At 48.0% G+C, this 15,417-nt stretch carries 12 protein-coding genes, 3 tRNA genes and 1 pseudogene; 11 read left to right on the plus strand and 5 right to left on the minus strand.

Annotated features, from left to right (window positions below; all coding sequences use genetic code 11):
* The first annotated feature begins 69 nt into the window (after positions 1 to 69).
* The 9 genes from uvrY to HA49_RS01940 all read left to right on the plus strand — a co-directional run bounded on the left by uvrY (position 70) and on the right by HA49_RS01940 (position 7,635).
* Positions 70 to 729, plus strand: a complete 660-nt coding sequence (gene uvrY, locus HA49_RS01900) for a UvrY/SirA/GacA family response regulator transcription factor (protein ID WP_038020388.1) — start codon at positions 70 to 72, stop codon at positions 727 to 729.
* A complete protein-coding gene (gene uvrC, locus HA49_RS01905; protein WP_038019925.1) occupies positions 722 to 2,554 on the plus strand; it encodes an excinuclease ABC subunit UvrC in 1,833 nt (610 codons plus the stop codon). Before uvrY ends, uvrC begins: the two co-directional genes overlap by 8 nt.
* 69 nt (positions 2,555 to 2,623) lie before the next feature.
* Positions 2,624 to 3,172, plus strand: coding sequence for a CDP-diacylglycerol--glycerol-3-phosphate 3-phosphatidyltransferase (gene pgsA, locus HA49_RS01910; protein ID WP_038019927.1), 549 nt, complete (start codon positions 2,624 to 2,626; stop codon positions 3,170 to 3,172).
* Positions 3,173 to 3,304: 132 nt separating this feature from the next.
* A tRNA-Gly gene (locus tag HA49_RS01915) sits at positions 3,305 to 3,380 on the plus strand.
* 751 nt (positions 3,381 to 4,131) lie between these two features.
* A tRNA-Cys gene (locus HA49_RS01920) sits at positions 4,132 to 4,205 on the plus strand.
* 5 nt (positions 4,206 to 4,210) lie between these two features.
* Positions 4,211 to 4,297, plus strand: a tRNA-Leu gene (locus tag HA49_RS01925).
* Between the two features lie 1,002 nt (positions 4,298 to 5,299).
* Positions 5,300 to 5,980: a type 1 glutamine amidotransferase domain-containing protein gene (locus HA49_RS01930; protein WP_038019930.1), complete on the plus strand. Its 681-nt coding sequence runs from the start codon at positions 5,300 to 5,302 to the stop codon at positions 5,978 to 5,980.
* A 96-nt stretch (positions 5,981 to 6,076) separates the two neighbouring features.
* Positions 6,077 to 6,682, plus strand: coding sequence for a TetR/AcrR family transcriptional regulator (locus HA49_RS01935; RefSeq protein ID WP_038019933.1), 606 nt, complete (start codon positions 6,077 to 6,079; stop codon positions 6,680 to 6,682).
* 491 nt (positions 6,683 to 7,173) lie between these two features.
* Positions 7,174 to 7,635, plus strand: a complete 462-nt coding sequence (locus HA49_RS01940; protein ID WP_156994505.1) for a hypothetical protein — start codon at positions 7,174 to 7,176, stop codon at positions 7,633 to 7,635.
* Positions 7,636 to 7,814: 179 nt separating this feature from the next.
* Here the strand turns inward: HA49_RS01940 and HA49_RS01945 are convergent, their stop codons facing one another.
* Positions 7,815 to 8,150, minus strand: coding sequence for a DMT family transporter (locus tag HA49_RS01945; RefSeq protein ID WP_038019939.1), 336 nt, complete (start codon positions 8,148 to 8,150; stop codon positions 7,815 to 7,817).
* 472 nt (positions 8,151 to 8,622) lie between these two features.
* On the opposite strand from HA49_RS01945, the gene HA49_RS01950 reads away from it, so the two are divergent.
* Together HA49_RS01950 and HA49_RS01955 are read left to right on the plus strand one after the other, a co-directional pair.
* Positions 8,623 to 9,798 (plus strand): amidase, encoded by a 1,176-nt coding sequence (locus tag HA49_RS01950; protein ID WP_038019943.1) that lies wholly within the window; start codon positions 8,623 to 8,625, stop codon positions 9,796 to 9,798.
* Positions 9,798 to 11,069 (plus strand): Zn-dependent hydrolase, encoded by a 1,272-nt coding sequence (locus tag HA49_RS01955; protein WP_038019946.1) that lies wholly within the window; start codon positions 9,798 to 9,800, stop codon positions 11,067 to 11,069. Before HA49_RS01950 ends, HA49_RS01955 begins: the two co-directional genes overlap by 1 nt.
* A gap of 124 nt (positions 11,070 to 11,193) precedes the next feature.
* On the opposite strand, the pseudogene HA49_RS01960 reads toward HA49_RS01955, so the two are convergent.
* The 4 genes and pseudogenes from HA49_RS01960 to HA49_RS01975 all read right to left on the minus strand — a co-directional run.
* Positions 11,194 to 11,388 (minus strand): annotated as a pseudogene (locus HA49_RS01960) (hypothetical protein); the annotation flags it as partial.
* 88 nt (positions 11,389 to 11,476) lie between these two features.
* A complete protein-coding gene (locus tag HA49_RS01965) occupies positions 11,477 to 13,099 on the minus strand; it encodes a GMC family oxidoreductase (RefSeq protein WP_038019951.1) in 1,623 nt (540 codons plus the stop codon).
* On the minus strand, positions 13,092 to 13,640 hold the full coding sequence (locus tag HA49_RS01970) for a sugar dehydrogenase complex small subunit (protein WP_052752417.1): 549 nt from the start codon (positions 13,638 to 13,640) through the stop codon (positions 13,092 to 13,094). Before HA49_RS01970 ends, HA49_RS01965 begins: the two co-directional genes overlap by 8 nt.
* On the minus strand, positions 13,637 to 15,052 hold the full coding sequence (locus HA49_RS01975; protein ID WP_038019952.1) for a c-type cytochrome: 1,416 nt from the start codon (positions 15,050 to 15,052) through the stop codon (positions 13,637 to 13,639). The genes HA49_RS01970 and HA49_RS01975 overlap by 4 nt, the downstream gene beginning before the upstream one ends.
* Positions 15,053 to 15,417: the final 365 nt, after the last annotated feature.

Genomic DNA, 15,417 nt, shown 5'->3' on the forward strand with positions numbered 1-15,417 from the left:
GATTATGTAAAACTGTTCGTGGCTGACTCTGCCAAAATTTCCTCTGTGTGCCTTTTGGAGTACATCCTTTTGATCAGTATCCTCCTTGTTGATGACCACGATTTAGTCCGGGCCGGTGTACGTCGTATACTGGAAGATGTTACTGCCATGGTGGTTAGCGGTGAGGCGTGTTGCGGAGAGGATGCCATTAAGTGGTGCAGGCAGAATACGGTAGATGTGATCCTGATGGATATGAATATGCCAGGCATTGGCGGACTGGAGGCCACCCGGAAAATTATGCGTATTCATCCGGATATCAAGATAATCATGCTGACCATCTGTTCTGAAAATCCTTTACCCGCCAGAGTGATGCAGGCTGGGGCGGTGGGATATCTGACGAAAGGTTCGACTCCACAGGAGATGATTAACGCTATCCGGGCGGTTAATGCAGGGCAGCGCTACATTGCACCAGATATTGCGCAAAAAATGGCGTTAAGTCAGGTGGAATATCATGGCGGCGAATCGCCATTTTCAAGTCTGTCAGAACGGGAGTTACAGATTATGCTGATGATAACTAAAGGTCAGAAAGTGACCGATATTTCTGAGCAGTTGAATCTCAGTCCTAAAACAGTTAATAGTTACCGTTATCGTATGTTCAGTAAGCTGAACATTAACGGTGATGTTGAGTTGACGCATCTGGCGATACGGCATGGGTTAGTTAATTCGGATTTGGTAATCAGCAGTGAGTGAAATTTTTGATTCAGTCGATTTCCTTCGGACTGTCACACATCAGCCCGGGGTCTACCGGATGTACGGTGCCGGCGATGAAGTGATCTATGTAGGAAAAGCCAAAGATCTCAAAAAGCGGCTCAGTAGTTATTTTCGTACTCAGGTCAGTAGTCGTAAAACGGAAGCTCTGGTAGCGAATATCCGCCATGTGGATGTCACTGTGACCCACAGTGAAACTGAAGCTTTGTTGCTGGAACATAACTATATAAAGTTATACCAGCCACGATATAACGTGTTGCTGCGTGACGATAAGTCCTATCCCTACATACTGTTAAGTAACGATAAACACCCTCGTCTGGCATCTCATCGTGGAGCTAAACATGTGAAAGGGGAGTATTTCGGCCCCTTCCCGGGCGGCAGTGCTGTGCGCGAAACGCTGGCGATTTTGCAAAAAGTGTTTCCTGTTCGTCAGTGCGAAAATAATGTCTATCGCAACCGTTCCCGACCTTGCCTGCAATATCAGATTGGTCGATGCCTGGGACCTTGTGTGGAAGGCCTGGTTTCTGAAGAGGAATATCAGCAACAGACCGAATACGTCAGATTGTTTTTATCCGGTAAGGATGACCAGGTGCTGAAATTACTGATCAGTCGGATGGAGCAGGCAAGTGCATCTTTGAAATTTGAAGAAGCTGCGCGGATACGGGACCAGATTCAGGCTGTCAGGCAAATTACCGAAAAACAGTTTGTCTCTAATCAGGGGGATGATCTGGATGCGATCAGCATTGCGTATGATTCAGGAATGGCCTGTGTTCATGTGCTGTTTATCCGCCAGGGTAAGGTGCTGGGTAGTCGGAGTTATTTCCCGAAAGTTCCGCCGGATACTGAATTGTCGGAAGTGATACAGACGTTTGTGGGGCAGTTTTATCTGCAGGGGAGTGAGGTGCGTACTTTGCCTGGCGATATTTTACTGGATTTTGCACTGCCGGAAATCAGCGTTCTCAGTGCATCGCTGACCGAACTGGCAGGCAGAAAAATCAGTCTGCAAAGTAAACCTCGTGGTGACCGGGCACGTTATCTTAAGTTGGCCAGAACCAACGCGGCTACAGCGCTGGTGTCCAGGCTGGCTCAACAATCGACAATCCATCAGCGGCTGGCAGCGTTGGCCGGGTATCTCAAATTGCCGGCTATTCGCCGGATGGAGTGTTTCGATATCAGTCATACGATGGGCGAACAAACGGTCGCTTCCTGCGTGGTCTTTGATGCCAACGGGCCGGTGCGAGCCGAATACCGACGTTATAATATCACCGGTATTACCCCGGGAGATGATTACGCGGCTATGAACCAGGTCCTGCAACGGCGTTACAGCAAGTCGCTGGAAGAAAGTAAAATTCCTGATGTCATTGTGATTGATGGTGGAAAAGGCCAACTGGCGCAGGCCAAAGAGGTCTTTGCCGGACTGGATGTTGACTGGGATAAAAATCATCCACTGTTGCTAGGGGTAGCAAAAGGCAGTGATCGTAAAGCGGGTCTGGAAACACTGTTTTTTGAAGCCGAAGGGGAAGGAATGTCATTACCGCCAGATTCTCCGGCATTACATGTCATTCAGCATATTCGTGATGAATCTCATGACCATGCTATTTCTGGACACCGACTGAAGCGTGCCAAAGTAAAATCCGCCAGTAGCCTGGAAGGCATTGAAGGTGTCGGACCTAAACGTCGTCAGCAGTTACTGAAATATATGGGAGGGTTACAGCCGTTGAAAAATGCTACGGTTGAAGAAATTGCCAAAGTTCCGGGCATATCTGTGACACTGGCGGAAAAAATATTCTATTCTCTCAAACACTAGCATTGAAACAGCAGGGGCAATGTAGGAACATAGAGACAAACACCATCCCATCCAGGCTGTTAGTGCCCTATGCAATTTAATATACCGACATATCTTACGCTTTTCAGGGTTGTTTTAATTCCCTTTTTTGTTTTGGCGTTCTATTTGCCATTCAACTGGGCACCTGTTTGCTGCGCATTATTGTTTGTTATCGCCGCAATAACGGACTGGTTCGACGGGTTCCTGGCGCGCCGCTGGAAACAGACCACTGCTTTTGGCGCGTTTCTTGACCCGGTGGCAGATAAAGTCATGGTGGCAATTGCACTGGTACTGGTGGCGGAATATTTTTATTCCTGGTGGGTAACCTTACCTGCGGCGACGATGATTGCACGTGAAATAATTATTTCAGCCTTACGGGAATGGATGGCTGAAATTGGCAAACGAAGTAGTGTGGCAGTTTCCTGGATTGGCAAAGTAAAAACCACGGCTCAGATGTTGGCTCTGGTCGCATTACTCTGGCGACCAAACGATATGGTCGAGATGGTAGGAATTTTGGCATTATACATCGCTGCAGTGCTCACTTTCTGGTCGATGTTTCAGTATCTTAGTGCGGCAAGAAAAGATTTGCTGGATGAATGAGCATAATGATGGAATTAGCAGCAAACAATAGTTGTTTTGACATAAACTGATTGACGGGACAGCCGCTGTCAGTAAAATGCGGCACATCAAAGGTTGTTCCGGTTATCTGTTTTCACAGTTCAGAACAATTTTGCGGGAATAGCTCAGTTGGTAGAGCACGACCTTGCCAAGGTCGGGGTCGCGAGTTCGAGTCTCGTTTCCCGCTCCAGTTTATAAAGGCCGAATCATTCTGATTAGCGGGCTTTCACAAAAAAGGACCTCAGGGTTCTTTTCTTGTTTCCTGATATCACCATTCTCATCACTCTGTTATTGGGTATTGGCTTTATTTCATCTTCCACCAATCAGCCAGATGTTCGCCGCATAATAAAACCCGGTTATCCTCCGTACTCAACCGGTTGCCGCAGAGTGCAAAATCAGTAACACCGAATTGAAAGTGGGGTTCTGCGGGGGAGTACTATCGCAGTGGCACATATCCTGCCTTACCTGGCTCACCAGTGAAGGCTGCAAATAGTGATTAACCATATACTATACAGCTGCCAACTGACAGTCCCTGCTGCATCAACCTGAGCGTGTCTTGCAGAAGAGCGCAGTCGTAGAGCTCGCCGTGAAAACAGGTACTGTCACTATCCCTCGCTCACAAAATTGAACACAGGCGCGCTGCGGGCTTGCTCATTTGCCACACAGGCAGTGAATTAAGTTGCTAAAATCACCAGTTTAACGGAAGGGTGTTTGCTCATTGAACAGGTTGCTGAATTTTCGGGCATTCAGACATTATTATCGGAAAAAAAAGGGGATAGCTCTTGCCAAGCCCGGGGAACCAGTCCATAATAGCGACCATTCCGAAGACGAAGGGTGATTAACTCTTTAGGAATCAATAAGTTAAACCAAAGGTTTTGGTGCAACTGACAAGAGTTAACAATTATAACATCTCTAATATGTTGTAATTTAAAGGAATAAAAGGCGCGTTGGCAGAGTGGCCATGCAGCGGATTGCAAATCCGCCTACCTCGGTTCGACTCCGGGACGCGCCTCCAGATTTGCCCAGGTGGTGAAATCGGTAGACACAAGGGATTTAAAATCCCTCGGCTGTATGGCTGTGCGGGTTCAAGTCCCGCCCTGGGCACCACCGATTATAATGAACAAAAATAAGCACATATGTGCAATGTCGTTTAACCGCCGTCAGGCGGTTTTTTGTTTTCTGCGCCCGTTGTCGAAGATGCATTTTTGCATTTGCTTAATCATCCATTTATCTGATCACCAACAACCGGCACAATTTTTATCTTTCTGTCATAAACTGCTGCCTGACCCGTGTCATTGACTGAACTTACTCGCCTTTCTCCCAGGCTTCATTCCGAAACATAAATCTGTTTAATATTAAAGCTTAAAACGTGTAACCAGTTTTAAGTTGTGGGTAATCTGGTCTGAAGTTCTGTGTAGCATCCCACTGGTGTAGATAAAAGCCATCGCGGCTGTTCGCGCTTCCTGCGGGCCCGGGAATAGGCAATGAATTGCAAATTTCCTTGACAGCCCTGTCAGGTCAGAGAGTTGGGAGTTTCTTTTGTATCTGATAGTTAAGGGATTTTTTTGTTTTCAGGAACTCCGCGATTAAAGACAAACAATTTGTTCAGCGGATGAACGCCGACCAAAGCTTTTGAAGCAAAACAAGGTAGTCTACCGCACTCAGAGTGGCTGTGGGGGGAATGCACTCTCTTTTATCAGTAGATAAAGTTGCCTCAGACTAAATGAACTTAGCCCGAATCTTCCCTGTTTGTCACATGCTCGCACAGGGCAGAAGATATCATAATTAACTTTATGAATAAGATGACAAATAGTGAATTCAGGTGGTAACACCGTTACGTGCCTGACATTACATTCCGGAAAATATTTAAGTTGTCCGATTAAAATTACTAGACGACCGGTCTATTAGTTGTTAGCGTTGAGATACGGAACAAGCTGGTGAGGCTTTGAAACATCGATACTCTCTGGTGCTACGATGGTTCAATCCAGCTTCGGATTGTTCCCGGTTTTATCGCTACAGGTGACACCTATAAATAGACGACCGGTCTACTAATGGTTCATGCTGATTACCTGTTTGCTTAATCCTGAGTCTATATTTTGGAGAACGATAATGAAAATTCTGATGGTACTGACCTCACACGACAAACTGGGTGATACTGGCCGTAAAACGGGTTTCTGGCTTGAAGAGCTGGCTGCGCCTTACTACGCCTTCAAAGATGCAGGTGCTGAAATTGTGCTGGCATCTCCGTTGGGTGGAAATCCACCGCTGGACCCGAAAAGTAACGAACCAGATTTCCAGACTGAGTTTACCCATCGTTTTGAAGCTGATGCTGATGCAGTGGCACTGCTGGCTACCACCGTCCGTCTGGACAGCGTTTCGCAGGCAGAATTTGACGCAGTATTTTATCCGGGGGGGCACGGTCCGCTATGGGATCTGGCAGAAGATAAGCATTCCATTGCGCTGATAGAGTCATTTTTCTCTGCGGGTAAAAATATTGCTTTTGTTTGTCATGCACCAGGTGTGCTGCGTCATGTGAAAACCCCGGATGGCAGTCCGTTGGTTGCAGGCCGTCAGGTTACCGGTTTTACCAATACCGAAGAAGAAGCTGTTGGTCTGACCCGGGTGGTGCCATTCCTGGTAGAAGATGAGCTGAAAGCAAAAGGTGGTATCTATTCCAAAGGTGCAGACTGGAGTTCCTATGTGGTCACCGATGGTTTGTTGATAACCGGTCAAAACCCGGGGTCTTCAGCAGCTGCGGCAGTTCAGCTACTGGACCAACTGGCGAAATAAGCTCCCCTGTTCAGGGATAAAAATTTTAACCCTGAACCTTGGGTAACGCTGGTCTATTTCATAGACGCCCAGTCTGGCCTTTGATAAATTGACGACATGAAATCTGCAACCAAACAACAAAATCATCATGTCCGTGAACACATTCTTGTCACCGGCCAGCGTATTATGGCGGGAAAAGGGTTCTCGGCGGTGGGGCTGAAAGAGATCCTTGAGGAATCAGATATTCCAAAGGGATCTTTTTATTATTATTTTTCCTCGAAAGAAGAGTTTGGCGTAGCCATGCTTGAGCACTATTTTGAGGGCTATCTGGACGAGCTCAACCAGACACTGGCTGAGCCAGGGATTAACAACGCTCAGAGGTTGATAAATTACTGGCAAAAATGGCGGGCTACTCAGTCATTCCATGATTGTCAGGGGAAATGTCTGGCGGTCAAACTTGGGGCAGAAGTGGCAGACTTATCAGATAAAATGCGTATGGCATTGATGTACGGAACGGCTGGTATTATTTCCCGCCTGGCAGAAGCATTGGAAGCCGGTGCTACCGAAGGGTCATTGACGCTCGACGACGAACCGGAAAAAGTTGCAGAAAGTTTGTACCAATTGTGGGTGGGTGCCAGTGTCATGGTGAAAATAGTCAGAACAGTCACACCATTCGATACGGCGATGAATATGACCCTGCAGGTTTTGCATATTCCGGACTAATGAGTCGTCGAATCCGTTTGCCCTGATGGTATGTTTATTAGCCGCTGTCAGGTGGGATTTATCTGTTCCTGCAATTCCTTATCCTTCTCTTTACGGCTTAGTTAGTCAACCTGCGGTTTTCATTTTGTTTTCAGTGAAAACGAATCAGCATAATCCAGGACATTTATACAGGTTTCTGGATTACTTATTAGAAATAATATCCTAAATAAACTATGTTTTACTGAAAGTTACAATCAGGTTTCCAAATGTTTTTTTTCGGTCTTTAGTCTTAACCTGAGATAAGAGTACATCCGGAAGGACGACAGAAATATCTTTATTTATCAAGCGAATTAACCGATATAAAAACAACAAAATATAAGGCTATATAATGAGCCCATGATTACAAATAGCCTCGCGGCCCTGCTCTGGCAGGGCCATTGTGTTTTGGCGCACAGGAAATATTTTCTGCAGTTACTATGATTATCAGTGAAAGTCCGGTTAAGGAGAAAACCATGAATATTACCTACGATGATTTATTGGAAAAACAAAGAGTTTTAGATCGTAAATATACGGAAAGGCTGGCAGATCTGATTGAGGGTGCAGAAAAAATTCTCGAAGAGTATCGGGAGTCACTGGTATATCATGGGGATAACAGAGCCAAAATTGCCTTCATCGGGGAGCCCGGAAATGGTAAGGCAGAGTTTGTCAGGCTGAGTGAAGCGCAACTCGATGCGGAGCAGCGCCTGAAGTTCGGTATTATGACCGACCTTTCCGTTAATGACCTGAAAAAGCGCTTTGCTTATGTTGAACTGACGTTATCCATGCACGAAGGAAAAATTTTCGTGTCAGTGGGGGATTCTGTTGGAGTCCCTTACATTATTCCTGCCGACAATTCTGCGTACAGTTATCATCAGGTCTGTCTGGCAATCAAGAAAAATATTTCCGACAGGCTGGATGCCGAAATGCCACGTTAATAATATTCTGAACCCCGCTATGCGGGGTTTTAATTAGACAACATATCCATTGAAATTCTCGTTACCTGAGTGATTTCCTGAAGAATACGATTAATCCCTGAACGACTACCACAATATTAGTTACTTTCAGATGCGGGTTAAGTTATTCAAGGAATTCGCTGACTCAGCACTGCTGATATTTAGTGTGAGACTGATTTAGAGAATAGCTGAATGACGATAACACCGCTGATAATCAGGGCAATACCAAGGACGGCCGGTAGATCCAGTTTTTGATGAAAGAACAACCAGGAAATCAGTGATACCAGACAAATACCCACCCCGGCCCAGATAGCATAAGCCACTCCGACGTTCATGACTTTGACCACCTGTGACAAGCCGATAAACGATATGGTATAGCCAAAAATAACCGCCAGAGAGGGAAGTAACCGCGTGAAACCTTCTGAAGACTTAATCATTGAAGTAGCGAAGGTTTCAGAGATGATAGAAATAAAAAGAATAATCCAGACTTTAAACATTGCGGCATCCTATTAGCGTCAGAGGGCAGATACCGGCCTGTCAGGCCCTTTAATCATGCCATTATGCTGATTTATCCGTGCTGTTAAGCTGAAACATCGGATGTGAACAGCGATTTTAGCGTTTTCCGGTAAGGGATGGCAATCCGGAAGACCCCGAAGAGAGCCGTTTCGCGACCAGGATTGGTTGCGATAATGAGGGCTCCTGCTGTGCTAAGTTTTCTGTGTAGTGAACTTATTTCCCCAATTCAGTGCACTGTTCCGGCAGGAATACTTCAGCTAGTTGACCCGGGAGTGCCTGGTAACTTCTTTTTTTCAATAAGATAAGTTTAATTTCTTTCTCGTGTTTTTGGCATGTCCGGGCTGGTATGGCATTTGCTTATAACCCATACCTTTTTAATTCAGATGGTTGCGTTGTTGTTACCTGTCGGTAGCGGCAGACATGATTGTCAGGAATACTTTCCCGGAGGGAGCAATGTGGGACCAGTCACGGTCATTTATGCCGTATCCGTTTACTGAACTGGAGCATGCAGAGCAGGGGCCGTTAAGTGGTTTAACTTTTGCAGTAAAAGATTTATTTGATGTTGCAGGATATCCCACCGGTGGGGGCAATCCGCATATTCTGGCATTGTCAGGCATCAAACATCATACTGCCCCGGCGGTTCAGCAACTGCTGGATGCCGGCGCACGTTTTGTTGGCAAAACGCATACCAATGAAATGGCGTTTTCCATGAGTGGTCACAATATTCACTACGGAACTCCGCGCAATGGCGCGGCTCCGGACCGTATTCCCGGTGGTTCTTCTTCGGGTTCCGCCGCTGCGGTTTCCAATGGGTTATGCGATATTGCCCTGGGAACCGATACCGGAGGTTCCGTCCGTACTCCGGCCAGCTATTGTGGTCTTTTCGGTATTCGTCCTACCCATGGGAGGATTTCGTTGCAGGGCTGTCAGGCACTGGCTCCTTCCATGGATACTTGTGGTTTTTTTTCCTCTGATGCCCAACATTTTTCACTGGTCGCAAAATGTCTGCTCGGTGAAGACACCCCACAGCCTGCTGAAATCCGGCTGGCCTGTAACAGTGATCTGTTCGAAAGATTGCCGGAAAAAAGCCAGCAGGCGCTGACCCCTGTTTTACAAAGAATCAGTCGGTTATGGGGAGAGTTTCTGCCTGTGTCAGACTGGCCTGAACAGCGTGAAACTCTGTTTAATGCTTTCAGAGTGATTCAGGGTTATGAAGCATGGCAGGCACAGGGGGAAATTATTGAACGTTACGGTCTGAGCCTCGGCCCGGATATCGCGGCACGTTTTGCTTTTGGGCGTGGCGTCACCTCTGATGAATACCAGAGTGCCTGCCGTGCCCGGCAACAGTTTACCGAATGGTGGGACCAGCAACTGGCCGGACGAATTCTGGTGTTACCGACAGTCCCTGATATTGCACCGTTACTGACAGCGAGTGAAGAACAGATCGAAGTAACCCGTCGTCTTTCTCAGGATTTACTGATCATTGCCGTCATGACAGCAGCTCCGCAGGTCAACGTGCCGATGGCTGCAGTGGATGATGCACCCCTGGGAATTTCTTTACTTGGCCCGCGTGGCAGTGACCAGCGGTTGGTTGAGATGGCAACAATACTTTCTTCCGGAGAAAAATAATGACTAACGATGTGCTGGTAAATTCAGTTTCCGCGATGTCAGACCTGCGGATTAACGGCGAAAGGTTATGGGGTTCATTAATGGAACTGGCCGAAATTGGCGCGACGGCTAAAGGCGGCTGTCGCCGTCTGGCGTTGACTGACCTTGATCGTCAGGGCCGTGATTTGGTCATTCGCTGGGCTAAAGCCGAAGGGTTGTCTGTGACCATCGATAAAATTGGCAATGTCTTTATGCGCAGAGAAGGACGGAATCCTCAACTTCTGCCGGTAATGGCGGGTAGCCATATTGATACACAGCCGACAGGTGGAAAATACGACGGAAATTATGGAGTACTGGCGGCACTGGAAGTTATCCGGACTCTGAATGACCTGGATATTGTTACCGAAGCCCCGCTGGAGGTTGTATTCTGGACCAATGAAGAGGGATCGCGCTTTGTTCCGGTGATGATGGGGTCCGGAGTATTTGCAGGGGTTTTTCCACTGGAACAGATTTATGCCGTTAAGGACAGTGAAGGCAAAACTGTTGGCAGTGAGTTGGAAAATATTGGTTATATCGGTGAACAGATGCCAGGCGACCACCCGGTCGGCGCCTATTTTGAAGCCCATATTGAGCAGGGGCCAATCCTGGAGGATGAAGATAAGGTAATTGGTGTGGTGCAGGGAGTACTGGGAATTCGCTGGTATGACTGTAAAGTCACTGGTCAGGAGTCTCATGCGGGCCCGACCCCAATGTCCCTGCGTAAAGATGCCCTGCAAACCGCCACCCTCATTATGCAGCAGGTAATTAGTATCGCCGGGAGAACCCCGGAAGGCCGGGGGACTGTCGGCAGTGTTCAGGTCTATCCGAACAGCCGCAATGTGGTGCCGGGAGAAGTGACGTTCTCTGTCGATTTACGGAACATCAGTGATGAGCTGGTGACGGAAATGGATACCGAACTGAAAACCTTTATTGCAGATCTTAGCCTGAAGAGTGGCATGGAGATAGAACTGACAGAAGTGAGTCACTATCCGGCTGCCCCCTTCGATAAAGGCTGCCAGGCAGCCATTGCCGGAGCGGCAGAAAAACTCGGATATCCGTCACGGGAGATTGTCTCCGGTGCAGGGCACGATGCAGTTTATATGAGTTATCTGGTGCCGGCAGGGATGATTTTTATTCCTTGTAAAGACGGTATCAGCCACAACGAGGCAGAGTATGCTTCACCGGAACATGTGACCGCGGGGGCTAATGTGCTGTTGCAGGTGATGTTGCAGTATGCCGGAGTGGCGGGTTAAACGGTATGCGCGGACTGCTTTAACTCCGGAAGTTAGCCAGGCTTAACTCATGGCATGAGATAACCGTAACCCTTCTTAGACAATCACTCAGCTCGCAGGAGAGCGGGCTGAGTGATTCATTACATCAGAACGATGCCGTCATCCCCATTGAATAAGCGCGTCCTGGCTCGTTGTAGGTGGAGGCACCTTCATTCGAACGATAGATTTTCTTATTCAGCAGGTTACTGATGCCGGCATTTACCCGCAGATTTTTGGTGATCTGATAGTTAGCGGTCAGGCCAAAGACAGAGTATGCACCGACTTCCGTTTCATCCATAGCACCGAGTATGGCCGATAGATCGTTAAGGTAACAGTTTACCGGCCAAACAGAGCAGGGTGATGAGGTTGCAGAGCCAGGATGACGGAACTTAACTCACAGGATCTTTTAATAAAGTGTCGGCAATACGTAATGCCAGCGCGGCACCTGTCAGGGTCGGATTAACACAGCCGACAGCAGGGAATACACTGGTCCCGGCAATATACAAATTGGGGTGATCATGAGTCCGGCAATTTTTGTCCACTACTGAATCGGCGGGTGAGTTGCCCATAATCATGGTTCCCAGGATATGCTCGCGGTTTTGTTTATTGGTATCGGTTGCTACTATCTTTGCATTCAGAATTTTTGCGATATTTTGCACATCGGCGATGGCTGCATCTCGCCCCTTGTTCCAGTAATCGTCCACATCGTAGTGGATTTCCGGGACAGGAATACCCAGGCTGTCTGTCCGGTCCTGACTTGGGACAATACGATTCTGAGGGTTGGGTAATGTTTCCAGATCAACGGCAACAGATAACTGGCGGGCCGACTGATATTTAATTTGCCTGTAAAGTTCATTGCCCATAACTCCCTGATTAATCAGGGACTGGGTGACAGAAAAATTGACTGCAGTATTACGAAATTTAGTTTTATAAGACGCTCTTTCGCTTCTGAACTGGCCTTCACGGGCATTAAGCATCACCAGCAGAGCATTCGGTCCGGTGCCTGGCCAGACTTCGTCTTCGGTGACCAGATTAAAGCCCAACCCTGTGTGGTCCATTAGATTTCGGCCAACCTGGCCTGAAGTATTAGCAATACCCTGAGGATAGCGCTCCGAAACTGACATCAACAGTAATTTCGGCGTCTCTATCGCGTTAGCCGCAATCACAAACATCTTGCCATTGACTGTTCCCGTCGATTTATCCGGCCTGCGGAAATGGACGGCAGTAATTTTTCCATCGTCCGCAGCATCGACACGATAAACCACCGAATTAGACAACAATGTACAGCCATGATCGAGGGCTTTCCGCACATGGAAATCCGCCGTGTACTTGGCGCCTATCGGGCAGATTGGGTCGCAGGTATTATTTCCGGCACAGGCCGGACGTTCAGCCGTTGCCACTGAAAGTCTGGCATTGGGTTCATGAATGGCTGAATAACCCGCAGCTTCGAGTTTACCGGCAACAACCTGCTGCCCCCAACTGAACGGATGACCGGGGGTAGGATAAGGCTGAGAGCGAGGAGGATAATGATCGTTGCCCTGGCCACTCTGGTCTTCAGTATCCCAGCCGTTGACCCCAAGTTCTTCTTCGGCTATCTGATACCAGGGTTCCAGATCCTCGTAGCCAATCGGCCAGTCACGACCTACGCCGTAGCGGGTTTTAAGTTCAAAGTCTGAGGGTAACAAGCGCCAGGTGGCAGAATCCCAGTGCCAGGTGGTACCTCCAACCATGCGAATATAGGTTGTGGCATACTTCACTGGTCCTTTTTGTTCAAGATAATGTCCGCCAATCGGATTTGGTGCCCACTCCAGATTAGGGTAAGGTGAATTATTGGCGATGCTTTTATCCGGTAAACTGCGGTAATGTTCTATCGCCTTCCAGCGTGAAACATAATCGCCCGCCTCAATCATACAGACCCGCTTGCCGTGACGGGATAGTTGCCAGGCAATCAGCGCTCCGGTAACGCCGGAGCCAACGATAACGTAGTCGAAATCTAAAGTTGTATTAGCCATTTTGCTGTTCCTGAGAGGTTTCTTCACTGAGGACATCGGGATGTTTTCGCGTGACCCAACTGTCGGGGCCGCCGCCATAGCTCGGCACAAAAACGTATTCGCGGGTTGGCTGAAACATCAAAGCATCATGAAAGGCGATCAGGGTCGCTGAGGCTCCTTCACCGACGATTCCCAGGTACCAGGCAGAGGTGATTTTTTTGAGGGTGTTAAAGATTTCACTGTCGTGCGAGAGCGATACCAGCATCGCATCGATGCCGTTGCTACGGAACGGTGCACTGGCAGCCATTGCCTGATTAAGTTGTCCGATAAAATGTCCATCGGCCGCTTGTAACGCTGCAAAGTAACGGCCTGACAAAACCGGATCCACCGGACGGCCGATGACAAAGGCTGAAAACTCATGAAAATCTGCGCTGGCAGGTAATCCGCCGGCAAATGCAGGGCAGGCTACCAGACGCAGGCCACTGACTGAAAACACGGTCAGTAGCGATAATGATTTAATCAGCTTACGGCGATCTGCCGAAAAATTATCCATGGGTTTCATACTTTCCTCCCTCTGCGCCTTACAGTGAAAATCAGAACGGCTAATAACAGCAGAATTACGACGACCGCTGCTTGTATTCTTGCGTCGGCCAGCCAGCCGATGAGTGGTTTTGGCCCACCCTGATACACCTGTTCTACCTGCTGTTCGGTAACAGGTTGACCACCTGCTCCGTAATTCTGCCGAACATAGGTGGCCAGTGTGGCAATCTCCTTAAAGCTGAGCTGATTAGGGTAACCTTGTGGCCCAAAGGCTGGCATAGTGACTGTTTGTTGGCCAATGGTACGATGGACGCCAAACAACAGAGTGGCAATCAGGTTAGTTGGATCAGCACTGCCGGTAGTAGTGTTGTGTACCAGTGACGGATAATACTGGCTGTAGGAACCTGAACCGGAAGGTGTGTGACAGGCGGCACAGTTACCTGAGTAAAGAATGGCACCCGCCAGCGGGCCGGAAACAGGCTCTCCGCTGGCAATCTTGCTGCCACGGATACTGTTTTCGTTGGAGATTATCCTGCCCTGGTCAGCCCTGTCGGCAGAAGCGGTATGACCAGGTCTGGTTTGTCTGAGACTGGCAACAATCGCATGCAGGTCATCGTCAGACAAGTACTGCAGACTGTGTTCAATAGCTTCTGCCATTGGCCCGGCGGCCTGGGCTTTGCCGGCAACATGACCGGTCTTCAGATACTGGTAAAGTTGCTGATCGCTCCAGTTTCCGATTCCTGACAGCTTATCTGACGTAATATCAGGGGCATACCACTGGCCTAGCGATCCCCCGGCCAGTGGTTGATCTGATTTTTCCGCCATCAGTGCATTACGTGGCGTATGACAGGTATCACAATGCGCTAATCCATAAATCAGATAATTTCCCCGGTTAATCTGATCAGTTTGCGAGGATGACGGATGAAACGGCTGGTTGTCCGCATACAGGACATTCCAGAGTTTCATGCTGAAGCGGAGGTTGAAAGGAAAGGGCAACTCTGTCGTTCCGGCGGCGCGATCGACCGCAGTCACTCCGTGCATAAAATAGTAATACAACGCGTGGATATCGCTGTCAGTCAGCAGGCTATAGGAAGTATAAGGCATGGCAGGGTAAAGGTTTTGCCCCTGAGCATTTATTCCTTTGCGCACAGCATCAGCAAATTGTTGTTCGGTGTAATTGCCAATCCCATAGTGCTTTGACGGGGTAATATTACTGGCAACAATTTTCCCCAATGGCGAGCTTATACTGTTTCCGCCAGCCATGACATGGTGATCGGGACTGTCATGGCAGGCACTACAGTCTGCAGCCACAGATAAATACTTTCCTTGTGCAAGCAGAGTCGCTGCCGACGTGGGTGTTTCAGCCTGAGAGGCAGGCGAAAAAACGCCACACAACAGCGTACTTATCACTAAAGATAAATAAGCGCATTTCATGGATGACTCCGGACATTACTCGAATAGTTTTTAAAATTATTTTACCTTTCCATAACATCTTATCAGTTAATAAGGGCTGAAATAATTTCCGGAGATTTCACAATGTAAAAATAACACTGTTAACATGTCATTGTGATTCTATGATTAAGCAGCGGTAAGGCAGGATAAAACGCTGGGGTTGTGAGAAAAAGATGAGTCAGCGGGATTAATTCTGACAGAGATTAACTTTAACCAATTGATAAGTATATATAATTATTATGGCGGTGGTTATCTTATGATGGGACGTATGGCAGTACAACTGTTGCGGATGTAAATATCATCTGTTCTAAAATGTGTCAGAAAGAAGAAGTGGTCATAATTGGAGG

The organism is Tatumella morbirosei, from assembly GCF_000757425.2.
Taxonomy (GTDB): Bacteria; Pseudomonadota; Gammaproteobacteria; order Enterobacterales; family Enterobacteriaceae; genus Tatumella; species Tatumella morbirosei.